General features: G+C 46.4%; 10 protein-coding genes and 1 tRNA gene. 3 read left to right on the forward strand and 8 right to left on the reverse strand.

The genetic code is table 11. From position 1 onward, the window contains the following. The first annotated feature begins 23 nt into the window (after window positions 1–23). Window positions 24–581, forward strand: coding sequence for a recombinase family protein (locus tag E0765_RS05200; RefSeq protein ID WP_132812163.1), 558 nt, complete (start codon window positions 24–26; stop codon window positions 579–581). Here E0765_RS05200 and E0765_RS05205 read toward each other — a convergent pair. The 8 genes from E0765_RS05205 to E0765_RS05240 form a co-directional block, all read right to left on the reverse strand. Further along, window positions 578–3,514: a type I restriction endonuclease subunit R gene (locus tag E0765_RS05205; RefSeq protein WP_132812164.1), complete on the reverse strand. Its 2,937-nt coding sequence runs from the start codon at window positions 3,512–3,514 to the stop codon at window positions 578–580. The genes E0765_RS05200 and E0765_RS05205 overlap by 4 nt on opposite strands. Beyond that, window positions 3,511–8,085, reverse strand: a complete 4,575-nt coding sequence (gene avs2 / locus E0765_RS05210; protein WP_132812165.1) for an AVAST type 2 anti-phage system protein Avs2 — start codon at window positions 8,083–8,085, stop codon at window positions 3,511–3,513. The genes E0765_RS05205 and avs2 overlap by 4 nt, the downstream gene beginning before the upstream one ends. After that, window positions 8,082–9,584, reverse strand: a complete 1,503-nt coding sequence (locus E0765_RS05215) for a hypothetical protein (protein WP_132812166.1) — start codon at window positions 9,582–9,584, stop codon at window positions 8,082–8,084. The genes avs2 and E0765_RS05215 overlap by 4 nt, the downstream gene beginning before the upstream one ends. A 3-nt stretch (window positions 9,585–9,587) precedes the next feature. Further along, window positions 9,588–10,994, reverse strand: coding sequence for a restriction endonuclease subunit S (locus E0765_RS05220; protein WP_132812167.1), 1,407 nt, complete (start codon window positions 10,992–10,994; stop codon window positions 9,588–9,590). After that, window positions 10,991–13,285 (reverse strand): class I SAM-dependent DNA methyltransferase, encoded by a 2,295-nt coding sequence (locus E0765_RS05225; protein ID WP_132812168.1) that lies wholly within the window; start codon window positions 13,283–13,285, stop codon window positions 10,991–10,993. The genes E0765_RS05220 and E0765_RS05225 overlap by 4 nt, the downstream gene beginning before the upstream one ends. A 153-nt stretch (window positions 13,286–13,438) precedes the next feature. Further along, window positions 13,439–14,557, reverse strand: a complete 1,119-nt coding sequence (locus E0765_RS05230; RefSeq protein WP_132812169.1) for a Fic family protein — start codon at window positions 14,555–14,557, stop codon at window positions 13,439–13,441. Window positions 14,558–14,606: 49 nt separating this feature from the next. Further along, complete coding sequence (locus E0765_RS05235; protein WP_132812170.1) at window positions 14,607–15,851, reverse strand: integrase arm-type DNA-binding domain-containing protein; 1,245 nt, start codon at window positions 15,849–15,851, stop codon at window positions 14,607–14,609. A 172-nt stretch (window positions 15,852–16,023) separates the two neighbouring features. Beyond that, window positions 16,024–16,109, reverse strand: a tRNA-Leu gene (locus E0765_RS05240). Between the two features lie 155 nt (window positions 16,110–16,264). Here E0765_RS05240 and E0765_RS05245 point away from each other — a divergent pair. After that, window positions 16,265–18,316, forward strand: coding sequence for a flagellar biosynthesis protein FlgL (locus tag E0765_RS05245; protein WP_165921675.1), 2,052 nt, complete (start codon window positions 16,265–16,267; stop codon window positions 18,314–18,316). A gap of 133 nt (window positions 18,317–18,449) precedes the next feature. Next, entirely contained in the window at window positions 18,450–20,651 is a 2,202-nt protein-coding gene (locus tag E0765_RS05250; protein ID WP_188109929.1) for a DNA translocase FtsK, read from the forward strand. The last annotated feature ends 98 nt before the right edge of the window (window positions 20,652–20,749 follow it).

Raw genomic sequence — 20,749 nt, forward strand, 5'->3', positions numbered from 1 at the left:
ACTGAAATTTGAGGTTTTCCGACATGCTGATAGGATACATGCGCGTTTCGACTGACGGTGATCGGCAGAGTACCGATCTTCAACGTGATGCATTGATAAGTGCCGGGGTGGATGAGCGGCATATTTTTGAAGACAAGGCTTCCGGCTCCAAAGATGACCGTGCCGGTTTGGCACAGGCACTGGAGTATGTCAAATCAGGAGACATACTCGTAGTCTGGAAGCTTGACCGCCTTGGGAGGTCACTCCCACACCTGATCGAAATCGTCAACCAGCTCAAATCCAAAGGGGTCGGATTCAAATCTCTCACAGAGGGGATGGATACATCCAGCCCATCAGGTGAACTACTGTTCCATGTCTTCGGAGCACTGGCACAGTTTGAACGCTCACTCATTCAAGAACGGGTCAATGCCGGATTGGCTGCCGCGAAGAAGCGGGGTCGGATCGGCGGACGACCGCGAGCGATCCCTCAAGAGAAGATGGATGCTATTTTGGAAGCTCTGAACAACGGAATGTCGAAAGCGGCGGTGTGTCGGACATTTGAAGTGAAACGCTCAACTTTGATTGATGCCCTCAAGCGTTAAGTTCCCATAGAACCATTATAACTCATGCTCGACGTAAGCCCATAAATCATATCCCCCATCCATCGTTTGAATTCAGGGTTGTCACTGAATTGCTTAAACAGTTCCGTATCGTCTTTTAAAACCGATACCATGACTCGTGCCAACGCTTTGTCATGTTCAATCCGTGCTGTATGCGGCGTGTTTTTGATGGCATTTTGGAAGGCAGCATCAGCAACCACTCGGGCCGGAATATCTTCGGTGATCAGTTTATGAACCCTATCCGAATCACTCCAAGGTATGTTTCCAAACTGATCATTGAAGGTTTTTAGGATATTGGAGAGGCGATCGAGCTCGGGTTCTGCTGTCCCACCACTTCCGCCGACTGGTACAGGCTCAAGTACCCCCTCTTCATCCGGCAACTGAATCTCTATGACTGCTTTTTTCTCTACCCGGTAGCTATCCATATCAATCGTTTCCAAAATCCCCTTTGAAAGATCATCCTCAATCGGGGATGGGAGCTTTGGAATCAAAAAGTTGAGGAAAATCGAAAGTTTTTCCCAATCAGCATTGGTATAAGGTAGTATGGATGCCAAAAAGGAATACGTACGGTTAAACGCCTTTGCATTCCCCTTGAATGTTACCTGTTCGTCTTCATCGAGCTCTTTATTGTAGACAGCTACACATGCATCGAGGATTGGATCCAGCCGTTCTCTTGAAACGCCTTCGAGATACAGCCGTACCAGTTCTCCTACTTGGAACTCTGTATACACATGGTGACCATCTAAATCTGCTTTGAGATCATGCAGTTTATTGGGATCAGTTTCACCGCTTAGGACGGTCCCTCTATAAAAATCTGCAAATGAATTTTTGATAGTATCTTGATCATTCATGAAGTCTAATACGAAAGCATCATGTTTTTTGGGGTGGGCACGATTGAGGCGCGATAGTGTCTGAACCGCTTTAATACCACTCAATGTTTTATCGACATACATTGTATGCAGCAGTGGTTCATCATATCCCGTCTGAAATTTGTCGGCACAGATCAAGAACCGATAGGGGTCTTCTTGAATGCGGTTTGGTATGTCATTAGATGAAAAGCCGTTGAGTGAAGCTTCCGTCACTTTCTCTCCGCCATATTCCTGCTCTCCGGAAAATGCAACGATCGCCCTGTAAGGACTCTTTCTCTCTGTGAGATATCCGTTAAATGCGTGGAAATACTCAATAGCACGCTCAATACCGTTAGTGACCACCATCGCCCGCGCTTCACCGCCAATCTTGCGCAAACCAATGACCTGTTCATGAAAATGATCGATCATGATCTCCGCTTTCAGCCGGATGGCATGCTCATGACTCTCGACATAACGACGTAATTTTTTCTTGGCTCGCTTCGTGTCAAATTCGGGATCTACATCGACCGTTTTAATGAGCTTGTAATAGCTGTTGACAGGGGTGTAGTATTTCAAAACATCAAGAATGAATCCCTCCTGTACCGCCTGCTTCATCGTATAGCCATGAAATGGTTTAAACTTGGTCTCGCCACCTTCTTGATAGGGGATGCCGAACATTTCCAATGTCTTGTTCTTCGGAGTTGCGGTAAAAGCAAAATAGCTCGCATTGGTGAGCATCTTTCTCGCTTTCATACGAGCTTCCAATGCATCATTGATATCGTCTTCGGGATCGTCACTGAGTGAAGCGCTAAGCGCCTGAGAATTACGTCCACCTTGACTGGAGTGAGCTTCATCGATAATGATGGCGAACTGTCTGCCTCCGTTGTCTTCAATCTCATCCATGATCCATGGGAACTTCTGGATCGTCGAGATGATGATCTTTTTCCCGCCTTCGATAAAACGGCGCAAATCGCCTGATCGCTCCGCATGACCGACAATGGAGCCTACACCGGCAAAGCCTCTGATCGTATCACGGGTCTGTTTGTCCAGAATTCGGCGATCAGTGATGACGATGACTGAATCAAATATCTTTTTCGATTCTTTTTGGAGTTCCACGAGCTGATGCGCCAACCATCCGATGGAATTAGATTTACCGCTTCCGGCACTGTGTTGGATCAGATACCGTTTACCCACACCGCTGTTCACTGCATCATCGAGAAGCTTACGGACAACATCTAGCTGATGATAACGAGGCCAGAGCTGAGCGCGCTTCTTTTTGCCCGTTTTTTCATCTTTGGTTTCAACGATCTGAGAAAAGTTTTCCAGGATATTACACAGACTATCAGGACGTAAAATCTCTTTCCAAAGGTAATCTGTCTTTAGGCCATTTGAATTGGGTGGATTCCCGGCTCCGTCGTCATACCCTTTGTTAAATGGCAAGAACCACGAGCCCTTGCCCATCAGATGCGTACAGAACATTACCTGCGCGTCATCGATGGCAAAGTGGACCGCACAGCGGCCGAACTGAAAAATCAGTTCCCGTGGATCTCGGTCCGTGCGGTATTGCCATATAGCATCTTCCACCGTCTGTTTGGTCAAACTGTTTTTGAGTTCAAAGGTAGCGAACGGTAGACCGTTGATAAAGATAGCCATATCAAGCGCCAAACGGGTAGCATCATTACTATAGCAAAGCTGACGGGTGAGGCTGAAGCGGTTTTTGGAATGCTGCTCAGCAGATTTGGTATTGCCGACCGAAGGGATGGCGTAGTAGAGATCGAGATGATGCGGCCCATGTTTGATACCTTGGCGCAGCACGTCGATGACACCCCGCTTGGTGATCTCTCCCTGGAGACGGGCTAGGAATTTCTGACGAGTCGGAGAGTCATTTTCCAGATCAAATGCTTTGATCAAATCTTCCTGCGTTTCTTGGATAAAAGAAGTCAGCTGAACGAGATCGACGGCATAATCGCGGTTGTACTCACCAGGTGATCCTTTTTTCCACCCAAGTACAACCATATCCCGTTCGATGATATTTTCCAGACCTCTTTCGGTAGTATCAGTGCTCATTCTATTTCCTTGTCATCAATTAATTCAACACTTGTTTGGGTAAAACCTTCAATATTCCCATCTTTGAACACATATGCACCGTGTATATAGTTGGTATGATTAAACCGCAACCGCGAAGAGATTTCAGTATCAAAAGCTCTTTTTTCGCCTATTATCGACCAACACAATGTTATACCTTCCCGTTCATTTAATGTTTCGATTAAATCCTTGCGAACTAGTAAAGAATCGGGCCCTTTTGACCTGACTGTAGGATCAAATGTAGCTAACATTCCTTGATGATCAAGGAACTCAGCATCTTCTCCATTCCAAGTCAGTTTGAGTTTTTCAATTATCTCTTCACTTGGGCAATATAAACTAAATCCATCGTCAATTGAACAATCAAAGCTACTATTCTCTCCAGTATATTTTGAACTTACCACATGCAACAAGACTGGACAACCTTTGCCTGGATAAGTCCATCCAAGATAATTAAAATAAGGACCTTGATGATATTGGGCCGCAGGTGACCATTTATGTTCTCCAAAAAACTGCTCGTAATATTCTTGTGCTTCAGGCATCCATCTTCCCATAAAATTTACAGATTTGGCCCATTTTAAAAATTTATCTACATCTTGATTATGAATGAGATACGCATTTGTAATATACCAAATTTCACGTCGTTCCGATTCTTCTGGTTCGTCATCGATACTTGTCGGCATCTGCCAATTAAAATAACCATGAACATTGAACCAACTTATTTTATTGGAATCTGTCACACAAAGTATTTGTTTAATATTAGGTAATTCTTTGCTATCTTTGATCCAATCCTCTGGCGCCATTTCCTTATTCCATCGATCAAATGATTCTGAACACCACCATGCGGTGTCATGCCCTTTCCAAGAGGTTCCTCCTACAGTTGATTGTAGTGTCACTGATGGATCTATATCTCGCAAACCAATTTGCCATGGACCAACATATTTATGGTCTTTGTCCACACCATGATGTTCCTGTCTAATTTGAAAATGATCGGCGAAATAAGCCATAATTTCATGGTAAGCGATCCACTGATACTTTTTACCTATCCTTTCAGCTTTTGCAGCATCCCTCCCATGGTAGCCGATCTCAAAACGGTCAAACTCACCAAATCTTTCCGTCGTCCATCCTAAATCAAAAACTCGCCAAAGAACATATCGTTGGATTAGTTTGAGATCAAATTTTGGAGCACGTTGCGAACCAGAATTTTTCAGTTCTATAATCTTTTCAAGACTAACTTGATGCTCTTCTGTTAAGCTTTCTTTCAACTCTTCATATGCTTCATCTCGTTTAGATTGGGCTTGATCTAACTCGTCATCTTTTGATTCTTCACCTATCTCATCATCAAGTTGTTCCTGGGTAACCCGTAGAAACATCTTTTGAACTTCAATGCTTTTGAGAGCTTCATCCATGGGTTTGAACTTTTTCCAAGCTTCAACTTCTTTCGGAGCAAACTCTTTGATGAGCTGCTCGAGTTGTTCATCAGGAGATCGCCAAACCGGCTCATCTAGTTTCAAAGACAAAAAATCTGTCGACCATGAGTTTGTTCCAATTACATACCGAGCGAAATCATCACTTATCACGGAACTTCCAATACGATTACGAGACCATTCGCTTTCACGACTGTCATGCGATCCTCGGGACCAATCAGGTAAAAACGGTTGGATCTCCTCTTCAGACGGAATATTTGGCCAAATACTCGAATATGGTGGCCTGATCAATTCAGCATTCACTTCGATGTCTGCTTTCAGACAGAGTGCTCTTTCAATAACACCCCTTGCATAATCTCTCAATAAAATGTGTGCAGGGGGATTCCCGTCAGCGAAAACATGAGCATAAACAGACTGAGCAAGATCCTTAAGCTCTTCACCATTATTGCTTCGCATTGCCACTCCATAAGCAACGGCATATACTCTTTCAGCTATATAGGGGTCATTCACTTCGGCAAATCGATCGACAAGGGCTTTTGCCTTATTCAACCTTCCTGTTAGTAGGTTGACCAGCGCCTTAGTTGCTCTGTCCCTCAAATATCGGTTGGAGCTGGACAAAAACCAAGACAGAGTTATCGATGCAAGTTCTATGACATCGTCTTCAACTGTACTATTATCCGCTAACGACAGAGCCCAATCAACAACTCTATAGGCGCTTCCTTTGTAGCTCCAACTTTTGTGCAGATAAAGACTCCACCATGAATCCCGATCGGGCATCGAGTCTTTTTGCAGCCTGTTATGTAAAAGTAAAGCATTAAATGGATGATTAGGAATAATAGCTACTACTAAGAGCGCATCTAAAGCCTCACGTTCTTGATACGCATTCCTGATGAGTTTTCCGAAAAGTTCGCGAGATTCATCGTTAAAAGCTTTAGGTGAACGCCAAATGACGCTGTTAAAATAGGCACCTTGGATACCCCAATATTTTATAAATCTTGGAGCAAGTGATATCAGTTCGCACCCTGTTCTTTCTGGTACCTGAATACAAAGTGCCTCGACAAGGCCAGCTTCATTTCGATGTTTTTCATTGAGCAAGAAATGCAGGCCTCCGCCCTTTTTGAAAGACAATCCAGGATCAGTTGTGTCTAGATGCGTATCAAGCAAATATTTTGCTATCAAATGATCAGCGAGTCGTTCATAGCCAAAGTAGACCACTTCTTTTTTTTCGTCAGCCGAGTGCCAAACCATCTCTTCGCCGATGATTCCTGAAACTATAAGCTTTCGATATAACGACCTTTCATAACTACGTTCTGGCAGTAACGCATTGATTGTCTCTTCTGCAATATCTATATCGATCCATCGAGAGTCAAGCTCTACCATTTTTTGAGCAAGCGATTGCACTGCAGCTTGCACAAGCCGTTTGCTTTCCCGATAATCCAATTCCTTTAGTTCGGCAAGTTTTTTATTCACAGCAGACAGATAAAGATCAAAAATAGCTGTTATCCCATGCAAACCACGAGGCAACCGACATTCCCCGCTTGCTTGTAATCCACTGCATAATGTTTTCAAAAATAACGGATTTCTAAATTCAGGCGACAGTAGAGGCGCTGAAGGCAATTCAAGGCCGTAATGCATGAAGAATGTCTTGACTGCATCATACTCATTGTCTTCGAATCCATAATGCATAAGTGAAAAAGCACTTTCCAAAATTTCTTTTGAAATGATATCTGTGTATGAACTTCTTACAGAGAGCACCATCCCTATCCAAGGAGATCGCTCAACGACAGACAAAAATGCAGCCAAATGAGCTGGCCAAAGTTCTCGTCCTGAACCTTCGTTGATAGCGTCGATTAAGATCAATGCTCTGCAATCAGCAGCTTCTGCCGCCGACTCAAGTGCACCCACAAATTCTTCCAGTGTCATTGGCGGCAAATCAAGATGGTATCTCGCCTGGTTCCATGGAAAATCAAGAGTTGTGAATTGATGCCCCATTAACAAGACAGTCGGTTGATTGTTCTCAATCCTTTGTTTTGCAAGATCACATAATAGGTGAGTTTTCCCTGTTCCTGCATTGCCTTGCAAGATCAACAGTGATGTTGAGGCGACTTTGTCAACATCTTCTAGAATCGTTTTTACTTTACGAAGCTCATGTTCTAGTGAGCGTAAACTACTGAGGATGTCTCCACATTTGGTTTTACTGTATCGGTAATCTTTCTCTGGCTCTAAAGCCTGCTGTTCTTTATCGCATTTATCAAATGCATCTTCGATGACATACGAATATTCCAGTGCTTCAGCGATTTGTCTGGCAATTTGCCCAAAAGGTAAAATTCCTACAGGCTGATAAACAACTTCTCGAAGCTTCATTTCAACATTATGTATTCTTTCAAGGAAACCTTCGGTTGGCGCAGGTAAAGTACCTTTATCAATCTTTCGAAGACTGTATTCAAAGCTTCTTTTTTTATCCTTGAGTTCTTTCAAAAGAACCTTGATCCTGCGAAATGTCTCTATAGTCCTACCAAAAACTTGGAATTCTTGTGCAATGGGTAGATCGACATGAATCTCAGGTGTATACCGAGGGCCAGCTGTACTAATGGCAGTTGCTAACCGATATTCAAACCATTCTTGATCTAAGCCGATGGATTCAAACCAAAATTTTCGTTTTCCAGCATGCTGTGGATCCATGAGTCGTTCAAGCAATTCACTGCTACCCCAATAGACAAACTCTACACTCATCCCTTTATCAGCGGCCCATTGTGTCCATTTGAGGACACGTTCATCCCATTTTTCTTTGGCTGATTTTCCTCTTCCTGTTCTAGCATCAGGACGATCTAGAGGAACACATATAAAATACCTGACTAATAGAGGATGTTTATCCAATGCATTTTCGACTGATTCATCGAGCTGACTCCATTGAGAATCCCCAAAATTCTCAAAATATTTCGCTTGCCATCCCCATTCTTTTCCATCTTCAAGTATGCAGTAACACTCAACTCCAGCATCCGGTGTCCCTTTGCGGACAAACTGTGCATTATCTGGTGATTCTGATCTGGCAAGCTGACAACAAAATTCCTCAAAACCGGTATTTTGAGATCCATTTAATGCCTTTATCGCATGCCAGTTAAAACTCATTCTTCCATTTCCTCTGGAACAGTGGCATCATTCCCCCTCTGAATAGCTAATAAGTCTCTCAAAATACGTAATAATCGCTGACGGCGTATTTCCTCATATTGATCTACTTGTATACCTATATGTTCCAATATAGAAATATCTTCTTCAAGTCGAGCAGTATTAGAGTATCTATAAAGATATTTTGCCATTTGATATGTGTTTGCACGAAATTGTTGTTCTTCAGCTTCATGCACTGCCATAAAATCATAATCGTCTGAAACCATTCCACTGTAGACTCGTCCACTACCGCCAAATCCCAAAGGTGTTTTGATTGCAGTTCTGACATCGTCAACAAAAAATGTGATAAGCAAAGTAGCCCATGTAATCGGCTCTATATCTGGAAAAAGGTTTTTAGCTACATCCGCGAGCACCTTGTCATATTGCTCTGTTTGATTAAATCTGTTCCAACCCCATTGAATAAATATTTCCAACAATTGATGGGATTCATAGGTGGTTTTCAAATTATCAACAGTGATTTTCCAATCCGAAGGGAATCCCTGCCACAAATTTCTGCTACTATCAATATGCTCAATTATCTCTATTAATTTATCAAAAATAAGTCGGATAAGAATTTCGCAATACTCACTGTTTTCTTCTTTGTGCTTGTCAATATGTTTTTTTACTTCTTTGTAAAACTTGGAATTCAAACTCGATTTTGCCAATCTAAATTGTACTAGTCCAATCAACTCTTGTAATGCATATTGGGGCTGATCATATTGCCAGGCTTTATCAGAGTCATCATAACTTTTTTGATAGCTAATCCAATGCCATTTCAATACATGAGGAAAAATTTTAATCAGATGATAATCATATCGATCTTCCACATATTCAGATAAAAAGCCTATCAGTGATTGGGCTTGAGCAGGATTATCATGCACAGCTTCATCAACAACTCTAGTATATATTTCAATCATTGAGTCTTCGTAATTTCTTGGTATGTTTTTTGAACTCCAAACCGATTTCCACACTTCTACAACATCATCACTGATGATATTATCTTGTAAATACTGAAGCCGAAAAACCCATTCCTGTCCCTTTACCCACAGATAACAATTAAGCAAAATCATCCCTATCATACCAACAGAAATTACCCATAGATTGAATAAAAACCATGAAGAGGAATTCATAAATAAAAGTGAAGTAAATGCAATAAGAACAGCAATCAGTAGAAGTTTAAATTTGAAAACCAAATCGATCATAACATGAAGATCGAGCTTATGAAACTCACGTCCCGGATCATCACTTTTGACAGAAAGCAAATTTCCAAACATCGCCAACGCAAAAGGGATCAGGATAGTCAACAGTGCGATCATAAAATCGCGTAACGTATCGACAAATCCATCTGGTAGATTGTCATGTTCATAGAAGGAGTATAAAATGATTTCAAAAATGGCAAAACCAGAATACAAAACACCATAGCGTCTTAAGTGCTTCCATAAATTTCCATTTCGATCGAACATCGCCTACTCTTCCATCTCTTCTACGGCTTCATCGTCCGTTTCATCTATGATGTTTTCATCGTCGATTTCTTCGACAATTTCCGGCAATTCCTTCGCCAGTTCGCGCACATCCACCGCGCCGGTGACAGCATCGGCGATCAGGCGGGTTTTGTACTCCTGCAACAAGTCGATCTCTTTTTTGGAGAGTTCGATTGCCTTGTCGATAGAGGTCGTTTCCTCATCGAGGTAGCGGATGATGGCTTCTTGTTCAGCAAAAGGAGGTACAGGTAAGTGCTGAGTTCCAAACATATCAAATCTAAAGTCAGTAGAACGTTCTCTTATGCCTTTTGATAAAGCTGCAATCCATTGATTTCGTGCCATTTCTCTGATAATAAGCGCGTAATATTTTGGAAAAACCTCTGCAATTGGAGAACAAATAGCATACACGGGAGAACATTTCCCATTAGAATCAGAAACCCCAACAGCTCCCGCGAAGGCATCCATTGCATGAATTACCAAATCGCCCTTATTTACACCCTGATAGCCTATCTCTTTCAAAGCCTCGGTAAAGCCTGTTGTTCGGCGATTTTTTCGTAATGTAACTTCTCCATCACGAAAACAAGTTACTACATCATATTCTGGCAATATAGGACGATTATTTTTTCTAAAAAGTGCTTTTCCTCGTTTCATCTCCCAATGCGCCGGAATCTCCCCAATCCACGCTACGCCACTCTCTTTCATCGGTGCATTTGGATCGAGCCCTCGGGTGACGGCGTGGGCGATGATGGCTTGCTTTTGTTCGTTCAGGGCGGCAATGAGCTTTTTCTTCGCCCGCACCGTGCGATCGATCTTATGCGTAGCATGATCGAGATAGCGGACGATGGCTTCTTGTTCTGGGAGAGGGGGTACAGCTATTTGTTCAGTGAAATAGCTTTTTAAATCCAAATTTTGTATACCAGTTGTTTGTTTGATATGTTTAATATTGACTTTGCAACTAAACAATGTTTGAAAAAGTTTTGCAGCAAAAGTTGAAAGGACCTGATCAACAATAACGAGTCTATTTGTAAAATTAGAACACACTGCTGGAAAATCATGATTGAAAAGGACTACCCTGCCAACAGCTGTAACTTCGCCACCTCCTGATTTTTCAATCACTAAATCACCTTTTTGCAAAAGACGACCATTTTGCTCCGAGGTAGATATTGTTCTTTTTGTTAGCTTGGATGTCTTGAAAATACCTTGATTAAAATTGAAATCTGAAACCCTAAGACAGACTATATCTGAATTTGTATTCGTTGGATCCTTCCCCCATACACCTCCAATAGATTTTTTGATTATCGATTTAAGAGGTCTCATCTCCCAATACGCCGGAATCTCCCCCAGCCACGCTACGCCGCTTGGCTTGTAGGCTTCGTATCGCGACAGACTCATCCTACGATCTCCCGCAGCATCCCTTCGCTTTCGTGTTCCAAGGCCATGATGTCGGCCTTGATTGCTTCGAGGCTGCGTAGCTGTTTGGGCTTATAAAAATGTTTCGTAAAGCTGATCTCGTAACCGATCTTGATGCTGTTCTCATCGTACCACGCATCAGGAGCGTACGGAAGCACTTCTCGGGTGATGAACGCCTCGATACCCCCCTCTTCGAGCAGCGGAACCTGCTCACTGTCACGCAGTTCCGTATCGCTCTCATACTCGACGACGACATTTTTCCCATCGATCACCGCTTCATACAGCCCACGGATCGGATCGGCTACAGAGCCTTTTTTGTGGATCTTTTTGATGACGGCTGGAGCGTTTTCATCCCGCCAGATGACGGCACCAAGGAGTGCTTTTTTCTCCGCTGCTGCGAGCTTGATGACGCGTTTTTTCAGCACCCGCTCTACTTCATCGGTGAAGATGTTGTAGTCTCCAAACACTTCTCCTCCCAACTCTTCGCGCAATATTTCAGCTGTTTTGACCAGTTTCGCATCCCGTTTCCATGTATCGGCGTCGAGGAGCTTTTTCTTCATCTTTTCAGGAAGCCCTTTGGCCTCATCGTCTTCTTCACTTCCCCAGTTTTCAAGCGTCTTGGCGACCTCTTTGTACACACGGCCAAAGTCTTCGTACAAAACATCCCCGAATTGTTCATGGAGGCTCTGGCGGATCTCGGTATCTCCGCTGGCGTATGCGAGTGATTCGATCGCCATCGGTGTCAACTGTGCCACAAGACGCAAGGGGCGCTCGACAGTGACTTTGTAGTAACCAAACGCCTCGTTGTCGAAGAGTTTGGATTCTTCGCTCTCCTCGAAATTCAGATACATATCGACGATAGCACGAGTATCTTCAGGACTCAGCTCGCAGTTCTTTTCACCGAGGTTTTTACGTAGCGGTTTAAAACGGCTGGTCGCATCGATGAGCTGCACTTTCCCTCTACGATGTTCTGGCTTGCGATTGGTGATAACCCAGACGTAGGTGGCAATACCGGTGTTGTAAAAGAGCTTAAGTGGCAGAGCGACGATCGCCTCTAGCCAGTCGTTTTCGATGATGTAACGGCGGATATTACTCTCCCCTTGACCGGCGTCTCCTGTAAAAAGACTTGAGCCGTTATGAACTTCAGCAATACGGCTTCCCATCGGGGTGGAGTGGTTCATCTTGGCGACCATGTTGGCTAGAAAAAGCAGTTGCCCATCGGAGGAGCGAGGGAGAAGCGAGAGTTCTTCGCCCTTGTGCTGTACAACGAAGCGGGGATCGACAATGCCGTCTTTGCCTCCCATCCGTTCCAGATCACTCTTCCAGCTTTTCCCATAAGGGGGATTGGCCAGCATGAAGTCAAACTCTTTGGCCGGAAATGCATCGTTAGATAGGGTCGAATGCTCCGGGCCCCCGACGATATTGTCCGCTTCTGCCCCTTCGCCTTTGAGGATCATGTCGGATTTACAGATCGCGTAGGTTTCGGCGTTGATCTCCTGACCGTAGAGGTGGGTTATGATCTCCTTGCCCACTGTGAGCTCCTGAAGCGTTTCCTCGGCAACGGTGAGCATCCCCCCGGTACCACAGGCACAGTCGTAGAGCTGATAGGTTCCCGGCACGATAGTCTGTGCGATCGGCTCGAACATAAGACGCGTCATCAGCTTCACCGCATCACGTGGAGTCCAGTGTTCCCCGGCTTCTTCGTTGTTGTCTTCGTTGAAACGACGTACCAGCTCCTCGAACATTGTCCCCATGGCATGATTATCAAGAGCTGCAAGCTTGATCGATCCATCACCGTTGAGCACGGGAGTGGGGGCGAGATTGATAGCCGGATCGAGGAACTTCTCGATCAGCGTTCCCAGGGCATCACCTTTTGAGAGACGGGGAATCTGGTTACGGAATTCGAAGTTCTCGATGATCTCCTGTACATTGGGTGAAAAGCCGTCCAGATATGCCTCGAAATCAGATTTCAATCGCTGTGCATTGCCGATGGCTTTCAGATCACGGAGGTTAAAAGGAGAAGTGTTGTAAAACGCCTGACCCGCTGCCTGTCGAAGCGCCTCGTCCTGATTCGTGATACCTGCATCGTCTAGCATTTTTTTCATGTCCAACACAGCCTGTTTGGTCGGCTCTAAAACCGCATCAAGACGGCGAAGCACCGTCATAGGCAAAATAACGTCACGATATTTACCCCGCACATAGAGATCACGCAATGCATCGTTTGCGATCCCCCAGATAAAGTTGGTAAGCCAGTTGAGTTGTGTTACGTCCATTATTTCTCCAAATTTTCTATCTATTTTTAAAAAATTGTTCTCGAATATTTTTTTTAGTTTAGCTTGTAATTACTTACTAAAAAGACACTATTAAGAGTTTTGAATCTATATAGAAAGATTCAGTGTAAAATAGGCCATTGAATGCCTATCTTATTACCAGTTAACATCATAGCTGGTACTCCGTCCCCCTGCCCCACGGCTGAGGATACACCCCTTCTCCAACAGATCACTCAGATCGCGACTTGCGGTGACCCGGCTGCAATCGCACAGCGACATGTATTTCCGGGCGTTGATTCCCCCTTCGAATCCCTCTTTGCCAGCATCGAGGAGACGGTTAAGCACTTTCTTCTGGCGAGGGTTGAGATCATCATGTATATGTAGCTGCCAAAACCGTGCTTTGGCTACAACTTTTTCGATGGTTCCGTGGGCGTTTTGCTGCGCGGTGAGAACGATCTGTAAAAACCATCCGATCCAGGCGGTGATCTCCATCGACCCTGTCGTCGTCTGTTCCAAAACGTCATAATAGCTTCGACGGTTCTCATTGATTGCTGCACTCATCGAATACAGACGTATAGGACTGTTTTCAGTGCGGCTCAGGATCATATCCGACAGTGCCCGTGCGATACGTCCATTCCCATCGTCCATAGGATGGATAATAACGAACCACAGATGGGCAATGGCTGCACGAATGTAACCGTTTTCATCGTTGTGGTTTTCGAGGAAATCGAAGAACCGGTGCATTTCCTCTTCAACTTTATCACGCGGCGGTGCAACGTAGTGGACTTTCTCTTTTCCGATACGGCCCGATACCACCTGCATCGGTTCATCGCCACGGTAGGAAGCGACATTGATTCTGTGCAACCCCGAATAGCCGGTCGGAAACAAGGCCGCATGCCAGCCAAAAAGCCGATCTTCGTTAAAGGGTTGGGAAGCATTGGCAGAAGCATCGAGGAGGATATCGACGAGCCCGTCCGTCTGGGCGGTGGACCGGTCCTGTATCTCGCTGGCAATACCCAGCTTTTTAAAGATGGAGGAGCGCACCGAATCACGGGAGAGGATTTCGCCTTCGATCTCGGATGTCGTGATGGCATCGAGGGCCAGGGTTTCACTTTGCATCTCCAACAAGTGTTCCTGGCTCAGCCCTTTGGATATCCCTTCCAGCAATCCCTGCTGGTATCGGATCTCTTGCAGAAGCCCATGAAACTTTGTCAGCTCATAGGTAAAGTGTGGCCAATCGCTGTTTTGCCAAATATAGGTTTGATACGTTTGCATGGGTTAATTGTATCATACATAGATACAATTAGTATCCCTAACCATATCATCAAGCATTCTCTTGTTTCAGACGATCGAGATAATCACTCCACCATTGCATCAAAATTCGGCGCTCGTTCAAATACTCAGCGTGATTGTAAGCATCCTTGACTTTGTTCCGTTCACGATGATCCAATTGACGCTCTATCACTTCAGAAATCATTTTATGATCCTGGAAATGTTCGTACGCCAGGGTACTGAACATCGATCTGGCTCCATGGCTGACCATATCAGCATCGATATTTTCATTTTTCAGAACGGTACGGATTCCTTTAGTCAGAGTATTTTCACTTAATGGATGATCTTTGCCTTTTGTCTGTGTACAAAACACATACCTGCCCTGCCCGGTCAAAGGCTTCATTGTCTTGACAATATTGATCATGCTGTCAGTCAACGGTATGTAATGATCTGATCCCATTTTGATCTTCTCACCTGGTATACGCCAGATTTTTTTATCAAAATCAAATTCCTTCCACTCTGCCGAGCGGATATTGGCGGGGCGAAGCGCAACATAGGGCATCAGCTGCAAAGCGGTTTTCACTGCCAGTGTTCCGCCGTAGCGATCGATCCCTTGAAGAAAAAGTTTGATGACATTCGGATCGACAATGGTAGGCATATGTTTGACGACGATCGGGTCCAAGGCCAGACGCGGGTTGATATCCGCTGCTATGTTATGCGCCACACGTCCGACAGTCAATCCGTATTGATACACCTGATTGATCAAATTCAATACACGGTGCGCCGTTTCATTCTGCCCTTTGGCTTCGATCGGACGGATGATGTCCAAAATATCCTGTATCTTGATTTCGTCGATATTTTTAGAACCGATCGGACCGAATATATGATTCTTGAAACGGCCTTCTTTTTTCTGATACGTTTTTTCACCCAGACGCAATTTTTGCTTTTCCAAAAATTCCAAAGCAATATTTTCAAACGTATTTGCGGATTTGGCCTGTTCAAGCCGTACTTGTTCTTTTACAGCTTTTCGCTCTTCTGAAGGGTTAATCCCTGATTTGACAAGTTTTTTGAGCTCTTCACGTTTTTCACGGGCGTCAGCCAGGGATACAGCCGGATAGGTTCCCAAAGATATACGTTTTTCAGTGCCATGGAAAAGATATTTTAAACGCCAACCCTTGGAACCGTTCGGTTGAACAACCAGATACAGTCCTCCGCCGTCAAACAGCTTGTACTCTTTTTCCTTCGGTTTTGCATTTTTGATTTCTTTATCTGAGAGGGGAAGCGTTTTACGAGCCATTGGGATACCTCTTCGAAGATAGGGATAGCTTGAAAATTTGTATCCCTAATCCTATCCCTAAAATTCTTAGACAGGGGTGAATTAGCATAGATTACCATAGACAGTAAAACTCGTTAAATGTTCGTATTTTAGGCGTTTTATAGACTTATTTGGATTGTTTTGGAATAAGGGGTGGTACCAGTGGGCGGACTCGAACCGCCACGACATCGCTGCCAACGGATTTTGAATCCGTCGTGTCTACCATTTCACCACACTGGCATGCTGTGAAGAGGTGGAATTATAGGGTCGCTTTGCTTAAAGCTGAGTAAAAAACGATTCACTGCCGTTTCTAATCTGATTTGTGTTTTTGCCGATATTGAGTACATGGAACTTTTCTTGCTTTGGTAGCCCAAGCAAGCCTAAAAGGATTGGACGTGAGAATTACCGCTTCCGCATATTACAACAACATTTACGGCGAAAACAGCAAGATCAACCGTCAGCTCTTCGATGTGAGCAAACAGATCTCCTCGGGCCTCAACATCCAGTATGCCCACGATGATCCGACGATTTTTGTCGATACGCTCCGTCTTGACGGCGAAATAACGACCCTGTCTCAAATACGCAACAGTGTCGACAACGGCTACAAATTTTCGACCCAGACCGATACCACGATCGGTCAGATCGTCGAAAAACTCGAACAGGTCAAAGTCAAAATGATCTATGCCGCCAACGAAATCCATTCCGAAACCAGTCTTCAGGCGATTGCCAAAGAATTGCGCGGGCTCCAAAAAAATCTCATCTCCCTTGCCAACAGTTCGATCGGGGGGCAATATCTCTTTTCGGGAACCGCGACTTCGGTTAAACCGATTGACGAAAAAGGGGTCTACCAGGGGAACGACCAGGATCTCACCTCGTTTATGGGAACCGGCGTCACCCAAAAATACAACCTTACCGGTGCACAGCTCTTTTTGGGTGAAGAGAGCGTCGTCAACCGTACGGTCACGACCAACATGGAACATCACAGTCTTCTGACGAATAACGTCATCACTCCCCAGAGCAGCATTCGCGACCTGATGGGAGATGACGGGGATGCGGTAGACGAACCCACCTACTTTTACATCAACGGGACACGCAGTGACGGAACCGCCTTTAAATCGGCGATTCAGATGGATATGACCGAAACCGTCGACGACCTCATGCAGCGTATCGCTCTGGCGTACGATCCGAATCAGGCTACGCCATTGGGCAATCAGGTCGAAATCAAAATCAATGCCGGCGGGCAGTTTCAGATCATCGACAAAGTCAAAGGTTCCAGCCAACTCGACTTCCACATGGTGGGCGCGGTCGACTTCAGCGGCGGCGGTGCGGCCAACGTCACCAATATCGACAATCTTCAGACCGGAACAACCGACTTTACCAACATCGGGGTTAATCCGCTGTTTGTCAAAGAGTTTACCCGCAGTGGGTTTTCCACCCCGACCGGAACGCTCAACACGATCGAAGGGATCAATTACGACCGGACCAATTTCGTCAAAGACGGAGCCAGCCTGATTTCCAACGTTCCGCAGATCGTCAAATCGGACAATTCGGTGGCACAGCCGACGACCAAACTGCTTGACGCCGCAGGGGTCGATCCCGCGACCAACACGCTTGTCGGAACGACCCTCAACCTTCAGGGTAAAAACATCTACGGTGTCGCATACGACCTACAAATCAATCTGGCTGCCGCCTCTTCGGTCAGCGGAACGGTCGGCGGGGTGCCGATCACGACCTTCAACGTCTACAACGCCGACACCGCACGGACAACCGCCAATGCGGACACCATGAGTTACCAGCAGCTTCTTGATGTCGTCAACATGGCCGTCAGCGGCTCTCTCCCCGCCGCCAACAGCGCCGCCGCGTACGATGCCGCCATCACAACGGCCAATTCCCGTTCGTCCGCGACGCTCGATTACGCCGGCCGGGTCGTCATCAAAGATAAAGTCTATACCGACACCCAGGCGGCGGTTTCGCTCTACGACGATACCTCCGATACCTATCCCGGCACCGACACCACGAGCAACAGCGGTTCTTCTTTGGTTTTCAACGCCAACAGCGCCCTGACGGTGCGTGATCCGAAAAACGACTTCTTCGCCCGCCTCGAAGAGGTGATCCAGGCCGTGGAACAAGGTAAGTACAAGGCCGATGGGACCGACACCATCGATCCTCGCAATGTCGGGATCGAAGAAGCGATCGCGATGATCGATGATCTCAGCGACCACACGACCCGGATGCAGACGGAAGCGGGAACCTACTCGCAAACCCTGCTCGGTGCCTCGGAACGGACCGATATGCTGATCATGAGTGCGACGACCCTTCGCGCGGACGTCATCGATACCGATATCGCCGAAGCGCATTTGCGAATGCAGCAGCTGCAACTCAATTATCAGGCGATGCTCTCGAGCATATCAAAAGTTTCCGAACTCTCACTCGTCAAATATCTCTAACGGATGTCAAAAAAGCGGGGTTTCTCCCCTTTTTTGCTATAATCAGCCTACTTTTCAGATCCTCGGTAAGGAACATCCCATTTTACGCGATACGTTATTTATTGCCGGATTCGGCATCCTTTTTTATCTGGGCATCGCCACGATCATCGGCAGCGCATCGGTCATCGGCGCATACGGGGCCTCATTTGCGGCTTACAACGTCCATATTTTCGGCTACGTCGCCTATACCTATCTACTGCTGCTGATGGTTCCCCTTTTTTATTGGCACAAGTACGACGGCGGACTACACCGCCGACTTGAGATGGCGGGGATTTTCGCCCTTCTCTTCTTCGCCCTCGTATTTTTTCAGGCACTCGTGGTCGAAGGACCCTACCGCGGCGCTTTCGGAGGCAGCATCGTCGATTTTCTGGGGGTTTACATCGGAACGTTCGGATTGTGGGTGCTGTGGCTGATGCTCGTCGCCGTATCGGTCATCGTCGTCATGGAACAAAGCCTTGCCGAACTCGCCGAGCCGATCAAAGAATACATGGAAAAGCCGCTTGCTTCTCCCAAGAGCCTCACCCCCCAAACGGCTGAAACCTTCCCGTCCTTCATCGACACGAATGAGGGTGCGCCCGAACTTCCCGTCATGCAAAAGGCGATCGAAGAGACCGCGGAGGTGCCGTTTTCAGAACCGAAACCGCTTCACGTCGACCCCGAGCCTATCGTTCAGCAAACTCCCCCTGAGCCCGCACCGCTTCCTTCCGCCGCCTTGGTCGAGCCCGCCCCTCAACCTTCCATAGAGCATCCGAAAGAATCGACGATCCTCACCATGGCCAAAAAAGTGAAGGAATCCAAACAGCAGGCCATCGTCGTCGACGAGCTCGAAGAGAATAAAATGCTGCTCGAGCAGATCGACCGGGGCGTTACCGAGAAACCCAAAAATTTCAAACTCCCGCCGATCGATATTTTCCAATACCCTCCGAAAAAACAAAACGGGATCGACGAAGCCGAACTCGACGACAAAATCAAAGACCTGATCGAAAAACTCAAACATTTCAACATCGACGGCGACGTCGTACGTACCTATGCCGGCCCGGTTGTATCGACGTTCGAGTTCAAACCCGCCGCCAACATCAAAGTATCGAAAATCCTTGGCCTTCAAGATGACCTAGCGATGGCGCTGCGGGCGCAGACGATCCGCATCCAGGCACCGATTCCCGGCAAAGACGTCGTCGGGATCGAGATCCCCAACAAAAGCGTCGAGACCATCTACATCCGCGAGCTCTTCGAAAGCCAGCTTTTCAAAGAGGCGGCCTCGCCGCTGACGCTGGTACTCGGAAAAGACATCGTCGGCAAACCGTTCATCACCGATCTCAAAAAACTCCCCCACCTCCTCATCGCCGGAACCACCGGAAGCGGCAAAAGCGTCGGAATCAACGCGATGATCCTGAGTCTTCTGTACAAAAACTCTCCCGACCAGCTCAAACTGATGATGATCGACCCGAAAATGCTCGAATTTTCCATCTACAACGACATACCGCACCTTCTTACCCCCGTCATCACGAAGCCCAAAGAGGCGATCGCGGCACTGAGCAACATGGTGTATGAGATGGAGCGCCGCTACAAACTGATGAGCGAGACGCGCACCAAAAACATCGAGAACTTCAACGAAAAAGCGAAAAAAGAAGGTTACGAACCCCTCCCCTATATCGTCGTCATTATCGACGAACTCGCCGACTTGATGATGACGAGCGGCAAGGACGTCGAGTACTCGATCGCCCGTCTAGCCCAAATGGCCCGCGCCAGCGGCATCCACCTGATCGTCGCGACCCAGCGTCCGAGCGTCGACGTCGTCACGGGGCTAATCAAGGCCAACCTCCCTTCCCGTATCAGCTACAAGGTAGGCCAGAAAATCGACAGTAAAATCATCCTCGACGGCCAGGGGGCCGAATCGCTGCTCGGGCGGGGAGATATGCTCTTCACCCCTCCGGGCATGAGCGGTCTCGTCCGCCTCCACGCACCGTGGAGTACTGAAACCGAGATCGAGAAAGTGGTCGAATTCCTAAAAGCCCAGCGCGAACCCGATTACGACCGCCGTTTTCTGCGCGACACCGACGAAGCGGCGGCTTCGGCCTCAGGCGGAGGAAACGACGAAGAGCTCGACGAACTCTACGAAGAAGCGAAAAACATCGTCCTCTCGGAGCAAAAAACCTCGATCAGTTATCTCCAGCGCCGTTTGCAGATCGGCTATAACCGCTCAGCCCGTCTGATCGAACAGCTTGAAAACAACGGCATCCTCTCCGCTCCCAACGCCAAAGGCAACCGCGACATCATCACCGACGATCCTTTCTGATCCCTTTCGGGGATCGCCTCTTTCAGCCTCATTTTTTGTATAGATGTAACTTTTTTACCTACTTTCTACGAATCATTTCACGGGATCCTATTTTTAAC

The organism is Sulfuricurvum sp. IAE1 (genome assembly GCF_004347735.1).
In the GTDB taxonomy this organism is placed as follows: domain Bacteria; phylum Campylobacterota; class Campylobacteria; order Campylobacterales; family Sulfurimonadaceae; genus Sulfuricurvum.

Bases quoted from the DNA above. Each gene is read 5' to 3' on its own strand.
- E0765_RS05215 (WP_132812166.1), bottom strand. From the start codon at position 9,584: ATGTTCGATCGAAATGGAAATTTATGGAAGCACTTAAGACGCTATGGT.
- E0765_RS05225 (WP_132812168.1), bottom strand. From the start codon at position 13,285: ATGGACGTAACACAACTCAACTGGCTTACCAACTTTATCTGGGGGATC.
- E0765_RS05230 (WP_132812169.1), bottom strand. From the start codon at position 14,557: ATGCAAACGTATCAAACCTATATTTGGCAAAACAGCGATTGGCCACAC.
- avs2 (WP_132812165.1), bottom strand. From the start codon at position 8,085: ATGAGTTTTAACTGGCATGCGATAAAGGCATTAAATGGATCTCAAAAT.
- E0765_RS05200 (WP_132812163.1), top strand. From the start codon at position 24: ATGCTGATAGGATACATGCGCGTTTCGACTGACGGTGATCGGCAGAGT.
- E0765_RS05235 (WP_132812170.1), bottom strand. From the start codon at position 15,851: ATGGCTCGTAAAACGCTTCCCCTCTCAGATAAAGAAATCAAAAATGCA.
- E0765_RS05220 (WP_132812167.1), bottom strand. From the start codon at position 10,994: ATGAGTCTGTCGCGATACGAAGCCTACAAGCCAAGCGGCGTAGCGTGG.
- E0765_RS05205 (WP_132812164.1), bottom strand. From the start codon at position 3,514: ATGAGCACTGATACTACCGAAAGAGGTCTGGAAAATATCATCGAACGG.